We start from the raw sequence: 14,918 nt of genomic DNA, 5'->3' as shown, positions 1-14,918 counted from the left end.
TTGGCCTTGGCATAACAAGAAAGTCACATCCTGTCCCGGCCGCTCCCCACCCCCCTCAGCTGCGCTTAGAGTCACGGCCAGTCACCGCGCCGCCGGGTGCGACTACTGCACGGCCCTTACCACCCAGTACGGCCCGGCGACCGACACGGCACCTCGCCACGAGGAGGCCGCGCCAGGGAAAGGACCCATCGTGCGACACCGTTCCTTGCTCATCCTCACCACAGTGCTCACCACAGGCGCACTCACACTCACCGCCTGCGGCTCGCGCGACAAAGGCGGCGACGACAGCAGCGGCAAGAAGCAGACCGTCGTCATAGGCGTCGACGCACCCCTCACGGGTGACCTGTCCGCCCTCGGCCTCGGCATCAAGAACTCCGCCGACCTCGCCGCCCAGACGGCGAACAAGCAGAACCTCGTCCCCGGCGTCGAGTTCAAGACCCAGCCGCTCGACGACCAGGCCCAGCCCTCCGTCGGCCAGCAGAACGCCACCAAGTTCATCGGCGACAAGAGCGTCGTAGGCGTCGTCGGACCCCTGAACTCCAGCGTCTCGCAGTCCATGCAGAAACCCCTCAACGACGCCGGCCTCGCCCAGATATCCCCCTCCAACACGGGCACCGAACTCACCCAGGGCGACGGCTGGAAATCCGGCGAGAAGAAGCGCCCCTACAAGACCTTCTTCCGCACCGCCACCACCGACCAGGTCCAGGGCGCCTTCGCCGCCAAGTACCTGTTCAACACCGCCAAGCTCGACTCGGTCTACCTCATCGACGACCAGAAGACCTACGGCGCCGGCCTCGCCGCGTCCTTCAAGGACACCTTCACCAAGCTCGGCGGCAAGATCGTCGGCTCCGACCACATCAACCCCGACGACCGCGACTTCAACGCCATCGTCGCCAAGGTGAAGAACACCGGAGCCAAGGCCCTCTACTACGGCGGCGAATACCCCGCCGCCGGCCCCCTGAGCCAGCAGCTCAAGGACAGCGGCACCAACATCCCGCTCATGGGCGGCGACGGCATCTACAGCGCCGACTTCATCAAGCTCAACAAGAAGGCCGCCGGCGACCTCGCCACCTCCGTCGGCAAGCCCGTCGAGCAGCTCGACTCCGCCAAGAACTTCATCGCCAACTACAAGGCCGCCGGATTCAAGGACGCCTACGAGGCCTACGGGGGCGGCACCTACGACGCCGCCTGGTCGATCATCGAGGCCGTCAAGGCAGTCGTCGCCGCCAACGACGGCAAGCTCCCCACCAGCGACCTGCGCGCCAAGGTCCTCGACGCCGTCGGCAAGGTCAAGTTCGACGGCGTCACCGGCCCCGTCTCCTACGACCAGTACGGCGACACCACCAACACCATGATGACCGCCTACAAGGTCACCGACGGCGCCTGGAAGCCCGAGCTCAGCGAGGCCTACAAGCCGTAACCGGCGCATCCCGCCCACGCACAAAAAAGCCGCGCGGGAGCGCCACCAGCGCTCCCGCGCGGCGCCATATCCGATCACTTCACGGAGGCCCCGCGGTGCACGAACTGCCGCAACAGCTGGCCAATGGACTCATCCTCGGCGCGATGTACGGACTGATCGCGATCGGCTACACGATGGTCTACGGCATTGTCCAGCTCATCAACTTCGCCCACGGCGAGATATTCATGGTCGGGGGCTTCGGGGCTCTCACCGTCTTCCTCGCACTCCCGGCAGGATTCTCCCTCCTCGCCGCCATCCCCCTCATGATCATCGGCGGAGTCGTCATCTCCGTCATCGTCGCCACCGCGGCCGAACGCTTCGCCTACCGGCCCCTGCGCAACGCGCCCCGCCTGGCCCCCCTCATCACCGCGATCGGCCTCTCCCTCGCACTCCAGCAAGCCGTCTGGAAGTGGTACCCCGACGCCAAGAAGGACCGCTCCTTCCCCCAGTTCGACGGCGGCCCCTTCCACTTCCTCGGCGCCAACATCCAACGCGGCGACCTCTTCATCCTCATCGCCGCCCCCGTCTGCATGATCGCCCTCGGGTTCTACGTCACCAAAACCCGCACCGGCCGCGGCATGCAAGCCACCGCCCAAGACCCCGACACCGCCAAACTCATGGGCATCAACACCGACCGCATCATCGTCATGGCCTTCGCCATCGGCGCCGCGTTCGCAGCCGTCGCAGCCGTCGGCTACGGCCTCCACAACGGCCAAGTCGGCTTCCGCATGGGCTTCATCATGGGCCTCAAAGCCTTCACCGCAGCCGTACTCGGCGGCATCGGCAACATCTACGGAGCCATGCTCGGCGGCATCGTCCTCGGCCTCGCCGAATCCCTCGCCGTCGGCTACATCGGCAACATCCCCAGCATGGAACTCTTCGGCGGCGGCGCCTGGAAGGACGTATGGGCCTTCGTGCTCCTCATCGTCGTCCTCCTCGTACGACCCCAAGGCCTGCTCGGCGAACGCGTCGCGGACAGGGCGTGAACACCATGACCAACACCACCCACACCGACAGCGCCACCCCCCTCATCCCGCTGCCCACCACCCTCGCCCGGCACACCACCACCGCCGGCGCCGCCATCGCCCTCATCGGCACCTTCCTGGCATGGACCTGGACCAGCGACTTCCCCGGCGACCTCACCGTCGACGGCTACCCCGGCGGCCTCCAACTCCTCACCCTCACCACCGCAGCCCTCACCCTCCTCTTCGCCCTCTCCACCTACGGCATCCCAGGACTGCGCTGGCTCACCCCCGCCGCCGCCCACGCCCCCCTCCGCCTCCTCGCCCTCGCCACCCTCGGCACCACCGGCTACACCCTCGGCGCCATCTCCCAAGAACTCGGCGGCGTCGTCAACCTCGAACCCGGCGCCTGGATCACCGGCACCGGCGCCCTCATCACCACCATCGGCGCCTTCGCCCTCCCCGGCGACACACCCGGCACCGACACCACCGGCGACAACCCCTGGCAACGCCTGCGCCACACCCTCGCCGCCCCCAGCCCCCGCCCCGCCCAACCCCTCCCCGACTGGGCCGGCATCCTCATCATCGTCGCCGCCTTCGCCATCGGCCTCTACGCCTTCGCCTACGGCATCGACACCGAATACACCGAACTGTTCATCGGCTTCCTCATCACCGCCGCGTTCACGTTCGCCGCCCTCACCCAAGCAGGCCTCATCGCCCGCCTCTCCGCACTCACCGCACAACACCGCACCGTCACCCTCAGCGCCGCCTTCGTCGCCGCGATCTGCTTCCCCTTCACACAATCCAGCGACGAATACGCCCTCATCGGCGCCAACATCCTCATCTTCGCCACCGTCGCCCTCGGCCTCAACGTCGTCGTCGGCCTCGCCGGCCTCCTCGACCTCGGCTACGTCGCCTTCCTCGGCGTCGGCGCCTACGCCGCAGCCCTCGTCTCCGGCGCAAGCCAATCCAGCCTCGGCGTCCACTTCCCCTTCTGGGCCGCCATCCTCGTCGGCGCCGGCGCATCCCTCATCTTCGGCGTCCTCATCGGCGCCCCCACCCTGCGCCTACGCGGCGACTACCTCGCCATCGTCACCCTCGGCTTCGGCGAAATCTTCCGCATCACCATGAACAACCTCAACGGGAACAGCGGACCCAACGTCACCAACGGCTCCCGAGGCATCCCCGCCATCCCCGACATCACCATCTTCGGATACGACCTCGGCACCAGCCACGACGTCGCCGGCTTCACCCTCGGCAAACCCGGCAACTACTACCTGCTGATGCTCGTCATCACCCTCATCGTCGTCACCGTCTTCCGACGCAGCGCCGACTCCCGCATCGGCCGCGCCTGGGTCGCCATCCGCGAAGACGAAACCGCCGCCACCGCCATGGGCATCAACGGCTTCCGCGTCAAACTCATCGCCTTCGCACTCGGCGCCACCCTCGCCGGACTCGCCGGCACCGTACAAGGCCACCTCACCAGCACCGTCACCCCCGAGCAGTACCAATTCGCCGGCTCCGTACCCCCCAACTCCGCCTTCCTCCTCGCCGCCGTCATCCTCGGCGGCATGGGAACCATGAGCGGACCCCTCATCGGCGCATCCCTGCTCTACCTCATCCCGGCCAAACTCCAATTCATGCAGGACTACCAGCTGCTCCTCTTCGGAATAGCCCTCATCGTCCTCATGCGCCTGCGCCCCGAAGGCATCATCGCCGACCGCAGGAAAAAGCTCGAATTCCACGAAACCGGCCAACTCGACACACCCGAAACAAGCCTCACCGACACACCCGTCGGCGTCACCAAGGCGGGGGCGTGACCAGCATGACCACCACGACCAACACCGTCCTCCACGCCAGCGGCGTCACCATGCGCTTCGGCGGCCTCACCGCCGTACGCAACGTCGACCTCACCGTCAACAGCGGCGAAATCGTCGGCCTCATCGGACCCAACGGCGCAGGCAAAACCACCTTCTTCAACTGCCTCACCGGCCTGTACGTCCCCACCGAAGGAAAAGTGACCTACAAGGACACCGTCCTTCCCCCCAAACCCCACCTCGTCACCCAAGCCGGCGTCGCCCGCACCTTCCAGAACATCCGCCTCTTCCCCAACATGACCGTCCTGGAAAACGTCCTCGTCGGCCGCCACACCCGCACCAAAGAAGGCCTCTGGTCCGCACTCCTGCGCCTCCCCGGATTCAAAAAAGCAGAAAACGCATCCCGCGAACGAGCCATGGAACTCCTCGAGTTCACCGGCCTCGCCGCAAAAGCGGACCACCTCTCCCGCAACCTCCCCTACGGCGAACAACGCAAGCTCGAAATCGCCCGCGCACTCGCCAGCGAACCCGGACTCCTCCTCCTCGACGAGCCCACCGCAGGCATGAACCCCCAAGAAACCCGCGCCGCCGAAGAACTCATCTTCGCCATCCGCGACCAAGGCATCGCCGTCCTCGTCATCGAGCACGACATGCGCTTCATCATGAACCTCTGCGACCGCGTCTCCGTCCTCGTCCAAGGCGAAAAACTCGTCGAAGGCACCCCCGACATCGTCCAAGCAGACGAACGCGTCATCGCCGCCTACCTCGGCACCCCCTTCGAAGGCGCACCCGGAGAAGAGGAACTCGCCGAAGTAGAAGCCGCCGAAACGGCGCAGAGCACCACCAGCACCGAAGGAGACACCCCGTGACCGCACTCCTCGAAGTCGAGGACCTCCGGGTCGCCTACGGCAAAATCGAAGCCGTCAAAGGCATCTCCTTCAGCGTCGAAGCAGGACAAGTCGTCACCCTCATCGGCACCAACGGCGCCGGAAAAACCACCACCCTGCGCACCCTCTCCGGCCTCCTCGAACCCCTCGCCGGAACCATCACCTTCGACGGCAAACCCCTCAAAAACGTCCCCGCACACAAAATCGTCGCCCTCGGAATGGCCCACTCCCCCGAAGGCCGCCACATCTTCCCCCGCATGACCATCGAGGACAACCTCCGCCTCGGCGCCTACCTCCGCGACGACAAAACAGGCATCGAAAAAGACATCCAACGCGCCTACGACCTCTTCCCCATCCTCGGGGAACGCCGCAAACAAGCCGCCGGCACCCTCTCCGGCGGCGAACAACAAATGCTCGCCATGGGCCGCGCACTGATGTCCCAACCAAAACTGCTGATGCTGGACGAACCCTCCATGGGCCTCTCCCCCATCATGATGCAGAAAATCATGGCCACCATCAGCGAACTCAAAGCCCAAGGCACCACCATCCTCCTCGTCGAACAGAACGCCCAAGCCGCGCTCTCCCTCGCCGACCACGCCCACGTCATGGAAATCGGCAAAATCGTCCTCTCCGGAACCGGACAAGACCTCCTCCATGACGACTCCGTCCGCAAGGCCTACCTCGGCGAAGACTGAACCCCCCGCCATACAAAAGTGGCCCGCACCCGGAACCCCGGGTACGGGCCACTCTCGTACGACCTCCAGAGAACTACTCCCCCTTAGCCGCCTTCTTCTCCTCAGCGTCCTCAATAACCGCCTCAGCCACCTGCTGCATCGACATCCGCCGATCCATCGACGTCTTCTGAATCCACCGGAACGCCGCCGGCTCCGACAACCCATACTGCGTCTGCAACACCGACTTCGCGCGATCCACCAACTTCCGCGTCTCCAAACGCTGCGAAAGGTCCGCGACCTCCCGCTCCAGCGCCTTCAACTCCGTGAACCGCGACACCGCCATCTCGATCGCCGGCACCACATCACTCTTCGAGAACGGCTTGACGAGGTAGGCCATCGCACCGGCGTCCCGCGCCCGCTCCACCAGATCCCGCTGACTGAACGCGGTCAGCATCAGCACGGGGGCGATCGACTCCTTCGCGATCAACTCCGCCGCCGAGATCCCGTCCAGGACGGGCATCTTCACGTCCAGGATCACCAGGTCCGGCCGGTGCTCACGGGCCAGCTCGACGGCCTTCTGCCCGTCACCGGCCTCGCCCACGACCGCGTAGCCCTCTTCTTCGAGCATCTCTTTGAGATCGAGGCGGATGAGGGCCTCGTCCTCGGCGATGACGACACGGGTCGTCAGCGGGGGGACGTGCGACGCGTCGTCGTCTGCGGTGGGCTGGGGCGACTCGGGGGCGGTCACGGGGGCTCCTCGGTGCGGGGCAGATACTGCTCCCCAGAAGGGTACCTAGCTGCTGGCGCCGCGCGTGAGCGGGTACACTCCCACCAGCAGCCTTGCCGGGTTGGCGGAACGGCATACGCGGATGTCTCAAACACATCTGTCCGAAAGGGCATGCGGGTTCGAATCCCGCACCCGGCACACCCTCTAAGCGGAGGTTCACGTTCGCGTGGATCTCCGCTTTTTGCTACGCGGAGCGACGATCCGTCACGCAGAGTTGCCGCATGAACTTTCACGGCACAGAGGTGCGACAGAAGGCGCTCACGCTGCTGCGGGACGGGAAGAGGAACGCGGATGTGGCGCGCCAGTTGAACGTGCCGCTCGGCACCGTCTCGTACTGGCTCCACATTGACCGCTCCAAACGAGGCCAATGCCCAGGCTCCCATGATCCGAAGTGTCCCCGCTGCGATGGGCGCCCTTTGGACTTCGCGGCGTATGCATACCTGCTGGGCCTCTACCTAGGCGACGGTCACATCAGCCATTACTCGGCACACCGGGTGCCGAATCTCATGATCACGCTCGATGATGCCTGGCCCGGTATCCAGAACGAAGCCGAGGCCTCGATGCGCGCGGTCTTCCCCGACAACGCCACGTGCCGAGTTCGCAAGGTCGGCTGCCACAACATCAAGGTCTACTCGAAGCACCTGCACTGCCTGTTTCCCCAGCACGGACCCGGCAAGAAGCACGACCGTCCCATCGTCCTCGAACCCTGGCAGCAGGACGTCGTCGAGGCGCACCCCTGGGAGTTCGTACGCGGTCTCATCCACTCCGACGGCTGCCGCATCACGAACTGGACGGAGAAGGTCGTCGGCGGGGTGCGCAAGCGCTACGAATACCCCCGGTACTTCTTCACGAACAAGTCGGACGACATCCGCAAGCTGTGTGGTGATGCCCTCACCTCTGTGGGCGTCCAGTGGACCACCCTCGCGCGCGGCAGCGACCCGTTCAACATATCCGTCGCCCGCAAGGCATCCGTCGCCCTCATGGACCAGCACATAGGCCCCAAGTACTGACCGAAGGACCGGCGGGGCCCCCTGCGAGGGGTGGGGCAAGGGGCCGGGGCCCAGGGTTACTTGGGGCTGTCGTCCTCGCCGATGTGGTGGACGCGGACGAGGTTGGTCGAGCCGGCCACTCCCGGTGGGGAGCCCGCCGTGATGACGACCACGTCGCCCTTCTGGCAGCGGCCGACCTTCAGGAGCATCTCGTCGACCTGCGCCACCATCTCGTCGGTGGATTCGACGTGGGGGCCGAGGAAGGTCTCGACGCCCCAGGTGAGGTTGAGTTGGGAGCGGGTGGCCGGTACGGGGGTGAAGGCGAGGAGGGGGATCGGGGAGCGGTAGCGGGAGAGCCGTTTGACGGTGTCGCCGGATTGGGTGAAGGCGACGAGGAATTTGGCGCCGAGGAAGTCGCCCATTTCGGCGGCGGCTCGGGCGACGGCGCCGCCTTGGGTGCGGGGTTTGTTGCGGTCGGTCAGTGGGGGCAGGCCCTTGGCGAGGACGTCTTCTTCCGCTGCCTCGACGATGCGGCCCATCGTCTTGACGGTTTCGATGGGGTATTTGCCGACGCTGGTCTCGCCGGAGAGCATCACCGCGTCGGTACCGTCGATCACCGCGTTGGCGACGTCGCTGGCTTCGGCCCTGGTGGGGCGGGAGTTGTCGATCATCGAGTCGAGCATTTGGGTGGCGACGATGACGGGTTTGGCGTTGCGTTTGGCCAGTTTGATGGCGCGCTTTTGCACGATGGGGACTTGTTCGAGGGGCATTTCGACGCCGAGGTCGCCGCGGGCGATCATGATGCCGTCGAAGGCGGCGACGATGTCGTCGATGTTGTCGACGGCTTGTGGTTTTTCGATTTTGGCGATGACGGGGAGGCGGTGGCCTTCTTCGTCCATGATGCGGTGGACGTCTTGGATGTCGCGGCCGCTGCGGACGAAGGAGAGGGCGATGATGTCGGCGCCGGTGCGCAGGGCCCAGCGGAGGTCTTCCTGGTCTTTGTCGGAGAGGGCGGGGACGGAGACGGCGACGCCGGGGAGGTTGAGGCCTTTGTGGTCGGAGACCATGCCTCCTTCGATGACGAGGGTGGTGACGCGGGGGCCGTCGACGCCGGTGACTTGGAGGGCGACTTTGCCGTCGTCGATGAGGATGCGTTCGCCGGTGGTGACGTCGGTGGCGAGGCCGCCGTAGGTGGTGCCGCAGAGGTGGCGGTCGCCGGGGGTGTGCGGTTCGGTGGTGATGGTGAAGGTGTCGCCGCGTTCAAGGAGTACGGGGCCTTCGTGGAAGCGGTCGAGGCGGATCTTCGGGCCATGTAGGTCGGCGAGGATGCCGACGTTGTGGCCGGTTTCCTCGGCCGCGTTGCGGACGTGGTGGTAGCGCTGTTCGTGTTCGGCGTAGGTGCCGTGGCTGAGGTTGAAGCGGGCTACGTCCATGCCGGCTTCGATGAGGGCTTTGATCTGGTCGTATGTGTCGGTGGCGGGGCCCAGGGTGCAGACGATTTTGGCTCGGCGCATGGTTCGAGCCTAGGGCTTACCGGTGGGTAGACGTTTGATCCTGGGTGACTGCTCAACGTCCGTTGCCCGTGCGGTGGTTGACAAGTTTTGAAGTGTGCGCGGGGGCGCTCCGATGAGCGGTGTGGGGCGCCCGGCGCGGGTGGTGGTGGGGGCGGTGTCAGAGGCGTGGTGGGGTCATGATGAAGCGGGCGTTGACGCGGGCGTGGACGGTTTGGCGTTGGGGTTCGAGGTCGAGGGCGGGGGCGGGTTCGGGGGTGGCGCCGCGGCTGCGGAAGGCCATGGCGCCGCCGGGGGCGCCGTAGCCGGGGCCCGGGTGGTCGGCGCCGGGGTCGGAGAGTTCGACGAGGGCGGCGAGGGTGGTGCCGAGGGCGTCGGCGTATTCGCGGGCGCGGGTGAGGGCTTGGTGGACGGCTTGTCGGCGTACTGCGCTGTGGGCGGGTGAGTCGTGGCGCAGGGACCACCAGGGGCCGTCGACGCGGGTGAGTTCGAGTTCGGCGAGGCGGGTGGTGAGTTCGCCGAGGGTGGTGAAGTCGGTGAGTTCGGTGGTGATGTGGACGGTGCCGTGGTAGGTGCGGACGCGTTCGCCGCGGCCGTGGCGGGTGAGTTCGGGGGTGAGGGTGAAGGCGCTGGTTTCGAGTTTTTCGATGGTGTCGCCGTAGCTCTTGATGAGGTCGAGGGCATGGGTGTTGCGGCGGGTGAGGTCGTCGAGGGTGGTGCGGCGGTCGGGGCCTCGGGTGGTGATGGTGATGGTGAGGCCGGCGATTTCGGGGTCGACGTCGAGGTGGGCTTCGCCGTGGACGGCGAGGCGTGGTTGGTCGGGGGTTCCGTAGGGCTGGGTGTCGGTCATGGTTCCACTGTGGCATCGGTGGGGTGGTTGGCCGGGGGTTGTGGCGGGGTTGGGTGGGGGGGTGCTGGGGGCGGGTTCTCGGTGGGATGTGTCGGGTGCCGGTCATCGGATCGCAACCTGTTGGGGGTGTCGCGGTGGTGGGTTGTGCGTCAGAATCCGTGGGTCTACGCGCGTCGCCGTCCGCTCAACTTCTACGCGCGTCATACGACTTCAGGGAGAGAGCATGCCGCTGAACCGCAGGACGTTCCTGGGCACTACGGCCGCCGCCGGTGCCGGTGTTGCCGTGGCCGGGGGTGTGGCGTCGCCCGCCGCCGCCGAGGGCCGTGAGGACCTGGGCCATGGGCACGATCACGGACAGGGGCGCCCGCCGAAGCGGTACGCGTTCTCGGTGATGGGGACGACCGATCTGCATGGTCATGTCTTCAACTGGGACTACTTCACGGACAAGGAGTACGACGACGCGGCGCACAACGACGTGGGTCTGGCGAAGATCTCGACGTTGGTGGATGAGGTCCGTAAGGAGAAGGGCCGTCACAACACGTTGTTGATCGACGCGGGTGACATCATCCAGGGCACTCAGCTGTCGTACTACTACGCGCGGGTGGAGCCGATCACGGGGTCGGGTGGTAAGCGGGGCCCGGAGCATCCGATGGCGCTGGCGATGAACCACATGCGGTATGACGCGGCGGCGCTGGGCAATCACGAGTTCAATTACGGGATACCGACGCTGCGGGCGTTCCAGGAGCAGTTGGACTTTCCGCTGCTGGGGGCGAACGCGCTGGACGCGAAGACGTTGAAGCCGGCGTTTCCTCCGTATGCGGTGCGGCGGTTGAGGGTGCCGCACGGTCCGGATGTGAAGGTGGGGATCCTGGGTCTGACCAATCCGGGGATCGCGATCTGGGACAAGGCCCATGTGCAGGGGAGGATGACGTTCCCGGGTCTGGTGGAGCAGGCCAGGATCTATGTGCCGAAGTTGCGGGCGCTGGGTTGTGATGTGGTGATCTGTACGGATCATTCGGGTCTTGACGGGGGTACGTCGTACGGGGACGCGCTGCCGTATCCGGAGAACGCGTCGTCGTTGGTGGCGGAGCAGGTGCCGGGGATCGACGCGATTCTGGTGGGTCACACGCATAAGGAGGTGGCGTCGCGGACGGTGGTCAACAAGGAGACCGGTAAGTCCGTGGTGCTGTCGGAGCCGTATATGTGGGGGATGCGGCTGAGTGTCTTCGATTTCGCGCTGGAGTTCGTGCGGGGCCGTTGGCAGGTGGTGTCGGTGACGGCCGAGGTGCGGAACGCGAACGCGGTGGCCGAGGATCCGGTGGTGCGTCGTCTGGTGAAGGCGGAGCACGACAAGGTCGTGGCGTATGTGAACCAGGTGGTGGGGACGAACGCGGCGGAGATGCGGTCGACGGAGGCTCCGTACAAGGATGTGCCGATCATCGATCTGATCAACCGTATTCAGACGGAGACGGTGAAGGCGGCGCTGGCGTCGTCGGAGTATGCCGCGTTGCCGGTGTTGTCGCAGGCGGCGTGTTTTTCCCGGTCGGCGGTGATTCCGGCGGGGAAGGTGACGATCCGGGATGTGGCGGGTCTGTATGTGTACGAGAACACGCTGGAGGCGCGCCTGGTGACGGGGGCTCAGGTGCGGGCGTATCTGGAGTTCTCGGCGAACTACTACGTGCAGACGACGGGTGCGGTGGATCCGGCGAAGATCACCAACGCGAACGGTACGCCGGACTACAACTACGACGTGGTGAGTGGTGTGTCGTATGAGATCGACATCGCGAAGCCGGCCGGCTCGCGGGTGTCGAAGGTGATGTTCGACGGGAAGCCGTTGGACGACAAGGCGCAGTTCGTGCTGGCGGTGAACAATTACCGGGCCAATGGGGGCGGTAATTTCCCGGGGGTGGCCACCGCCAAGCAGGTGTGGGCGAATTCCGACGAGATCCGTAACACGATGATCGCGTGGGTGAAGGCGAAGGGTGTCATCGATCAGGCGGAGTTCGCTTCCGTGGACTGGAAGTTGACGCAGAACGGTGTGCCGGTGTTCTGATCCGGGCGTCGTTCGGGCGGCTTCATGGCTGTTCGACGAGTGGTACCAGGCCCTCCGGTTGTCGGACCGGGTGGGCCTGGTTTTTTTTGTCCAGGCCGAAGGTGGTGAAGGCGGTGCGCGCGGGCTGGGGGTAGGGCTCTTTGCCGGTGAGGGAGTTGAGGATGGTGGCGCTGCGCCAGGCGGCGAGGCCGAGGTCGGGGGCGCCGACGCCGTGGGTGTGCTGTTCGGCGTTCTGGACGTAGACGTGGCCGGTGACGGAGGCGTCGAGGACGAGCTTGAAGTCCCGGTCGATGCGGGGGCGTTGGGCGCTGTCGTAGCGCATGTAGGGGTCGAGTCCGGCGAGCATGCGGCCGAGTGGGCGTTCGCGGTAGCCGGTGGCGAGGACGACGGCGTCGGTGGTGAGGCGTTCGCGTACGCCTTGCTGGGTGTGTTCGAGGTGGAGTTCGACTTTGGTGGTGGCGACGCGGCCGGCGGTGCGGACGCGGACGCCGGGGGTGAGGGTGACGTCGGGCCAGCCGCCGTGCTGGGTGCGGCGGTAGAGCTCGTCGTGGATGGCGGCCATGGTGTCGGCGTCGATGCCTTTGTGGAGTTGCCATTGGCGGGGCAGGAGCTGGTCGCGTACGGGTTCGGTGAGGGCGTGGAAGTAGCGGGTGTAGTCGGGGGTGAAGTGTTCGAGGCCGAGCTTGGAGTACTCCATGGGGGCGAAGGCTTCGGTGCGGGTGAGCCAGGTGATCTTCTCGGCGCCGGCGGGGCGGTTGCGTAGCAGGTCGAGGAAGACTTCGGCGCCGGACTGGCCCGAGCCGATGACGGTGATGTGGCCGGCGCCGAGCAGGCGGGGGCGGTGGTCGAGGTAGTCGGCGGAGTGGATGACGGGGACGGCGGGGGCGTCGGCGAGGGGTTGGAGGGGTTCGGGGATGTGGGGTTGGGTGCCGACGCCGATGGCGAGGTGGCGGGTGTAGGAGCGGCCGAGTGCTTCGGCTTCGCCGTGGAGGTCGAGCTGGGTGAAGTCGATCTCGAACAGGGCGCGTTCGGGGTTCCAGCGGACGGCGTCGACCTGGTGGGAGAAGTGGAGGTCGGTGAGGTTTTCGCTGACCCAGCGGCAGTAGGCGTCGTATTCGGTGCGCTGGATGTGGAATTTTTCGGCGAAGTAGAACGGGAAGAGCCGTTCGCGGTGTTTGAGGTAGTTGAGGAAGGTCCAGGGGCTGGCGGGGTCGGCGAGGGTGACGAGGTCGGCGAGGAAGGGGACTTGGAGGGTGGTGCCTTCGATGAGGAGGCCGGGGTGCCAGTGGAAGGCGGGGCGTTGTTCGTAGAAGGCGGTGTCGAGTCCGCCGGGTACGCCGTGGGCGAGGGCGGCGAGGGAGAGGTTGAAGGGTCCGATGCCGATGCCGACGAGGTCGTGGGGTTGGTCTTCGGCGGTGGTGGGCGTCATTGGGGGGTGCCTTCCGTGGGGGGTGGGGTGCGGGCGTTGAGGGTGGTGGCGAGGAGGGTGCCCAGGTCGTGGGGGGTGAGGTGGGGGTTGAGGAGGGTGGCTTTGAGCCAGAGGCGGCCGTCGGCGCGGGCGCGGCCGAGGACGGCGGTGCCGTGGGTGAGCAGGGTGCGGCGGATGTGGGCGACGGTGTCGTCGTCGGCGTCGCGGGGGCGGAACAGGACGGTGGAGATGTCGGGGTGGCGATAGAGCTCCAACTGGGGTTCTTTGTCGATGAGTTGGGCCAGTTCGCGGGCGCTGTCGAGGACGCGGTCGATGAGGTCGGCGAGGCCGTCGCGGCCGAGGGCTCGCAGGGTGACGGCGATTTTGAGGGCGTCGGGGCGGCGGGTGGTGCGCAGGGAGCGGCCGAGGAGGTCGGGGAGGCCGGCGTCGGTGTCGTCGTCGGCGTTGAGGTAGTCGGCGGTGTGGGTGAGGGGGGCCAGGTGGTGGGGGTCGGCGACGGCGAGGAGGCCGGCGGCTACCGGCTGCCAGCCGAGTTTGTGCAGGTCGAGGGTGACGGTGTGGGCGCGTTCGATGCCTGCGAGTTGGTGGCGGTGTTGGTCGCTGAACAGCAGGGGTCCGCCGTAGGCGGCGTCCACGTGGAGGGGGGCCCGGTGGGTGGCGCACAGGTCGGCGATGGCGGGCAGGGGGTCGATGGCTCCGGTGTCGGTGGTGCCGGCGGTGGCGACGACGAGGAGGGGGTGGGGGTGGAGCCGGCTGAGGGTGTCGTCGAGGGCGGTGAGGTCGGTGGTGCCGGTGGGGGCGGGGACGACGACGGGTTGGGGCAGGCCGAGGAGCCAGGCGGCGCGGTGGATGGAGTGGTGGGTGTGGGCGCCGCACACGATCTGGATACGGCTGTGGTGTTCGCGGGCGAGGAGCAGGGCGAGCTGGTTGGACTCGGTGCCGCCGGTGGTGACGAGGGCGTCGCCGTGGGGCCAGATCTCGTGGGCGATGGTCTGGGTGACGAGGGCTTCGAGGGTGGAGGCGGCCGGCGCCTGGTCCCAGGAGTCCAGGGAGGGGTTGAGGGCCGCGGCGGCGAGGTCGGCGGCGGTCGCGAGGGCGAGGGGCGGGGTGTGGAGGTGGGCGGCGCAGTGGGGGTCGGCGGGGTCGGCGGCGCCTTCGGCGAGGGTGCGCACGAGGGTGGCGAGGGCTTCTTCGGCGCCGGTGCCGTGGGCCGGGAGGATGGTGGGGGCGGCGGCGCGTACGCGCTGGGCGACGGCTTCGGGCCCGCCCGGGGGCAGTGGGCCGCCCCGGGTCTTCGCCCCGTGGTGGAGGGCGTCGAGTACGACGTCGAGCAGGGGGCGCAGGGCGGCGGGTCCTGCGGTGCCTCCGGCGAGGGGCGGGCTGTGCATGGGGTTCCTTCGGGGGTGCGGGCAGCGACTTCACCAGCGTGGTCCCGCGGGGGCCGGTGAAGCCGCTGTGCACAACGATCTCAACCCGAAAGTGGTACTGCCTTGCGGTGAG

12 protein-coding genes and 1 tRNA gene are annotated in these 14,918 nt (G+C 67.0%); 8 read left to right on the top strand and 5 right to left on the bottom strand.

The window, feature by feature from the left end:
• Positions 1 to 205: 205 nt before the first annotated feature.
• From N4G70_RS05075 to N4G70_RS05055, 5 genes are all read left to right on the top strand, one after another.
• Positions 206 to 1,420, top strand: a complete 1,215-nt coding sequence (locus N4G70_RS05075; protein WP_261711383.1) for a branched-chain amino acid ABC transporter substrate-binding protein — start codon at positions 206 to 208, stop codon at positions 1,418 to 1,420.
• Positions 1,421 to 1,515: 95 nt separating this feature from the next.
• The gene (locus tag N4G70_RS05070; RefSeq protein ID WP_261711139.1) at positions 1,516 to 2,445 is read left to right on the top strand and encodes a branched-chain amino acid ABC transporter permease; all 930 of its coding nucleotides are present in this window, start codon (positions 1,516 to 1,518) and stop codon (positions 2,443 to 2,445) included.
• Positions 2,446 to 2,450: 5 nt separating this feature from the next.
• Positions 2,451 to 4,241, top strand: a complete 1,791-nt coding sequence (locus tag N4G70_RS05065) for a branched-chain amino acid ABC transporter permease (protein WP_261711138.1) — start codon at positions 2,451 to 2,453, stop codon at positions 4,239 to 4,241.
• A gap of 5 nt (positions 4,242 to 4,246) precedes the next feature.
• Positions 4,247 to 5,107: an ABC transporter ATP-binding protein gene (locus N4G70_RS05060; protein WP_388730545.1), complete on the top strand. Its 861-nt coding sequence runs from the start codon at positions 4,247 to 4,249 to the stop codon at positions 5,105 to 5,107.
• The gene (locus N4G70_RS05055) at positions 5,104 to 5,820 is read left to right on the top strand and encodes an ABC transporter ATP-binding protein (RefSeq protein ID WP_261711136.1); all 717 of its coding nucleotides are present in this window, start codon (positions 5,104 to 5,106) and stop codon (positions 5,818 to 5,820) included. The genes N4G70_RS05060 and N4G70_RS05055 overlap by 4 nt, the downstream gene beginning before the upstream one ends.
• A gap of 73 nt (positions 5,821 to 5,893) precedes the next feature.
• On the opposite strand, the gene N4G70_RS05050 is transcribed toward N4G70_RS05055, so the two are convergent.
• On the bottom strand, positions 5,894 to 6,547 hold the full coding sequence (locus tag N4G70_RS05050) for an ANTAR domain-containing response regulator (protein WP_120724383.1): 654 nt from the start codon (positions 6,545 to 6,547) through the stop codon (positions 5,894 to 5,896).
• A gap of 94 nt (positions 6,548 to 6,641) precedes the next feature.
• Between N4G70_RS05050 and N4G70_RS05045 the strand changes: the two genes are divergently transcribed.
• Together N4G70_RS05045 and N4G70_RS05040 are read left to right on the top strand one after the other, a co-directional pair.
• Positions 6,642 to 6,724: transfer RNA gene (locus tag N4G70_RS05045), tRNA-Leu, on the top strand.
• Positions 6,725 to 6,807: 83 nt separating this feature from the next.
• Positions 6,808 to 7,596, top strand: coding sequence for a helix-turn-helix domain-containing protein (locus tag N4G70_RS05040; RefSeq protein ID WP_261711135.1), 789 nt, complete (start codon positions 6,808 to 6,810; stop codon positions 7,594 to 7,596).
• Between the two features lie 56 nt (positions 7,597 to 7,652).
• On the opposite strand, the gene pyk is transcribed toward N4G70_RS05040, so the two are convergent.
• Entirely contained in the window at positions 7,653 to 9,089 is a 1,437-nt protein-coding gene (gene pyk / locus N4G70_RS05035) for a pyruvate kinase (RefSeq protein WP_261711134.1), read from the bottom strand.
• Between the two features lie 157 nt (positions 9,090 to 9,246).
• Complete coding sequence (locus N4G70_RS05030; RefSeq protein WP_261711133.1) at positions 9,247 to 9,936, bottom strand: SIMPL domain-containing protein; 690 nt, start codon at positions 9,934 to 9,936, stop codon at positions 9,247 to 9,249.
• 223 nt (positions 9,937 to 10,159) lie between these two features.
• Here N4G70_RS05030 and N4G70_RS05025 point away from each other — a divergent pair, with 223 nt between their 5' ends.
• Entirely contained in the window at positions 10,160 to 11,989 is a 1,830-nt protein-coding gene (locus N4G70_RS05025) for a bifunctional UDP-sugar hydrolase/5'-nucleotidase (RefSeq protein WP_261711132.1), read from the top strand.
• Positions 11,990 to 12,011: 22 nt separating this feature from the next.
• On the opposite strand, the gene N4G70_RS05020 is transcribed toward N4G70_RS05025, so the two are convergent.
• Together N4G70_RS05020 and N4G70_RS05015 are read right to left on the bottom strand one after the other, a co-directional pair.
• A complete protein-coding gene (locus tag N4G70_RS05020; RefSeq protein WP_261711131.1) occupies positions 12,012 to 13,418 on the bottom strand; it encodes a lysine N(6)-hydroxylase/L-ornithine N(5)-oxygenase family protein in 1,407 nt (468 codons plus the stop codon).
• On the bottom strand, positions 13,415 to 14,806 hold the full coding sequence (locus N4G70_RS05015; protein ID WP_261711130.1) for an aminotransferase class V-fold PLP-dependent enzyme: 1,392 nt from the start codon (positions 14,804 to 14,806) through the stop codon (positions 13,415 to 13,417). Before N4G70_RS05015 ends, N4G70_RS05020 begins: the two co-directional genes overlap by 4 nt.
• Between the last annotated feature and the right edge of the window lie 112 nt (positions 14,807 to 14,918).

This window comes from Streptomyces sp. ASQP_92, from assembly GCF_025399895.1.
Taxonomy (GTDB): domain Bacteria; phylum Actinomycetota; class Actinomycetes; order Streptomycetales; family Streptomycetaceae; genus Streptomyces.
This window is presented reverse-complemented; position numbering and strand designations above follow the sequence as displayed.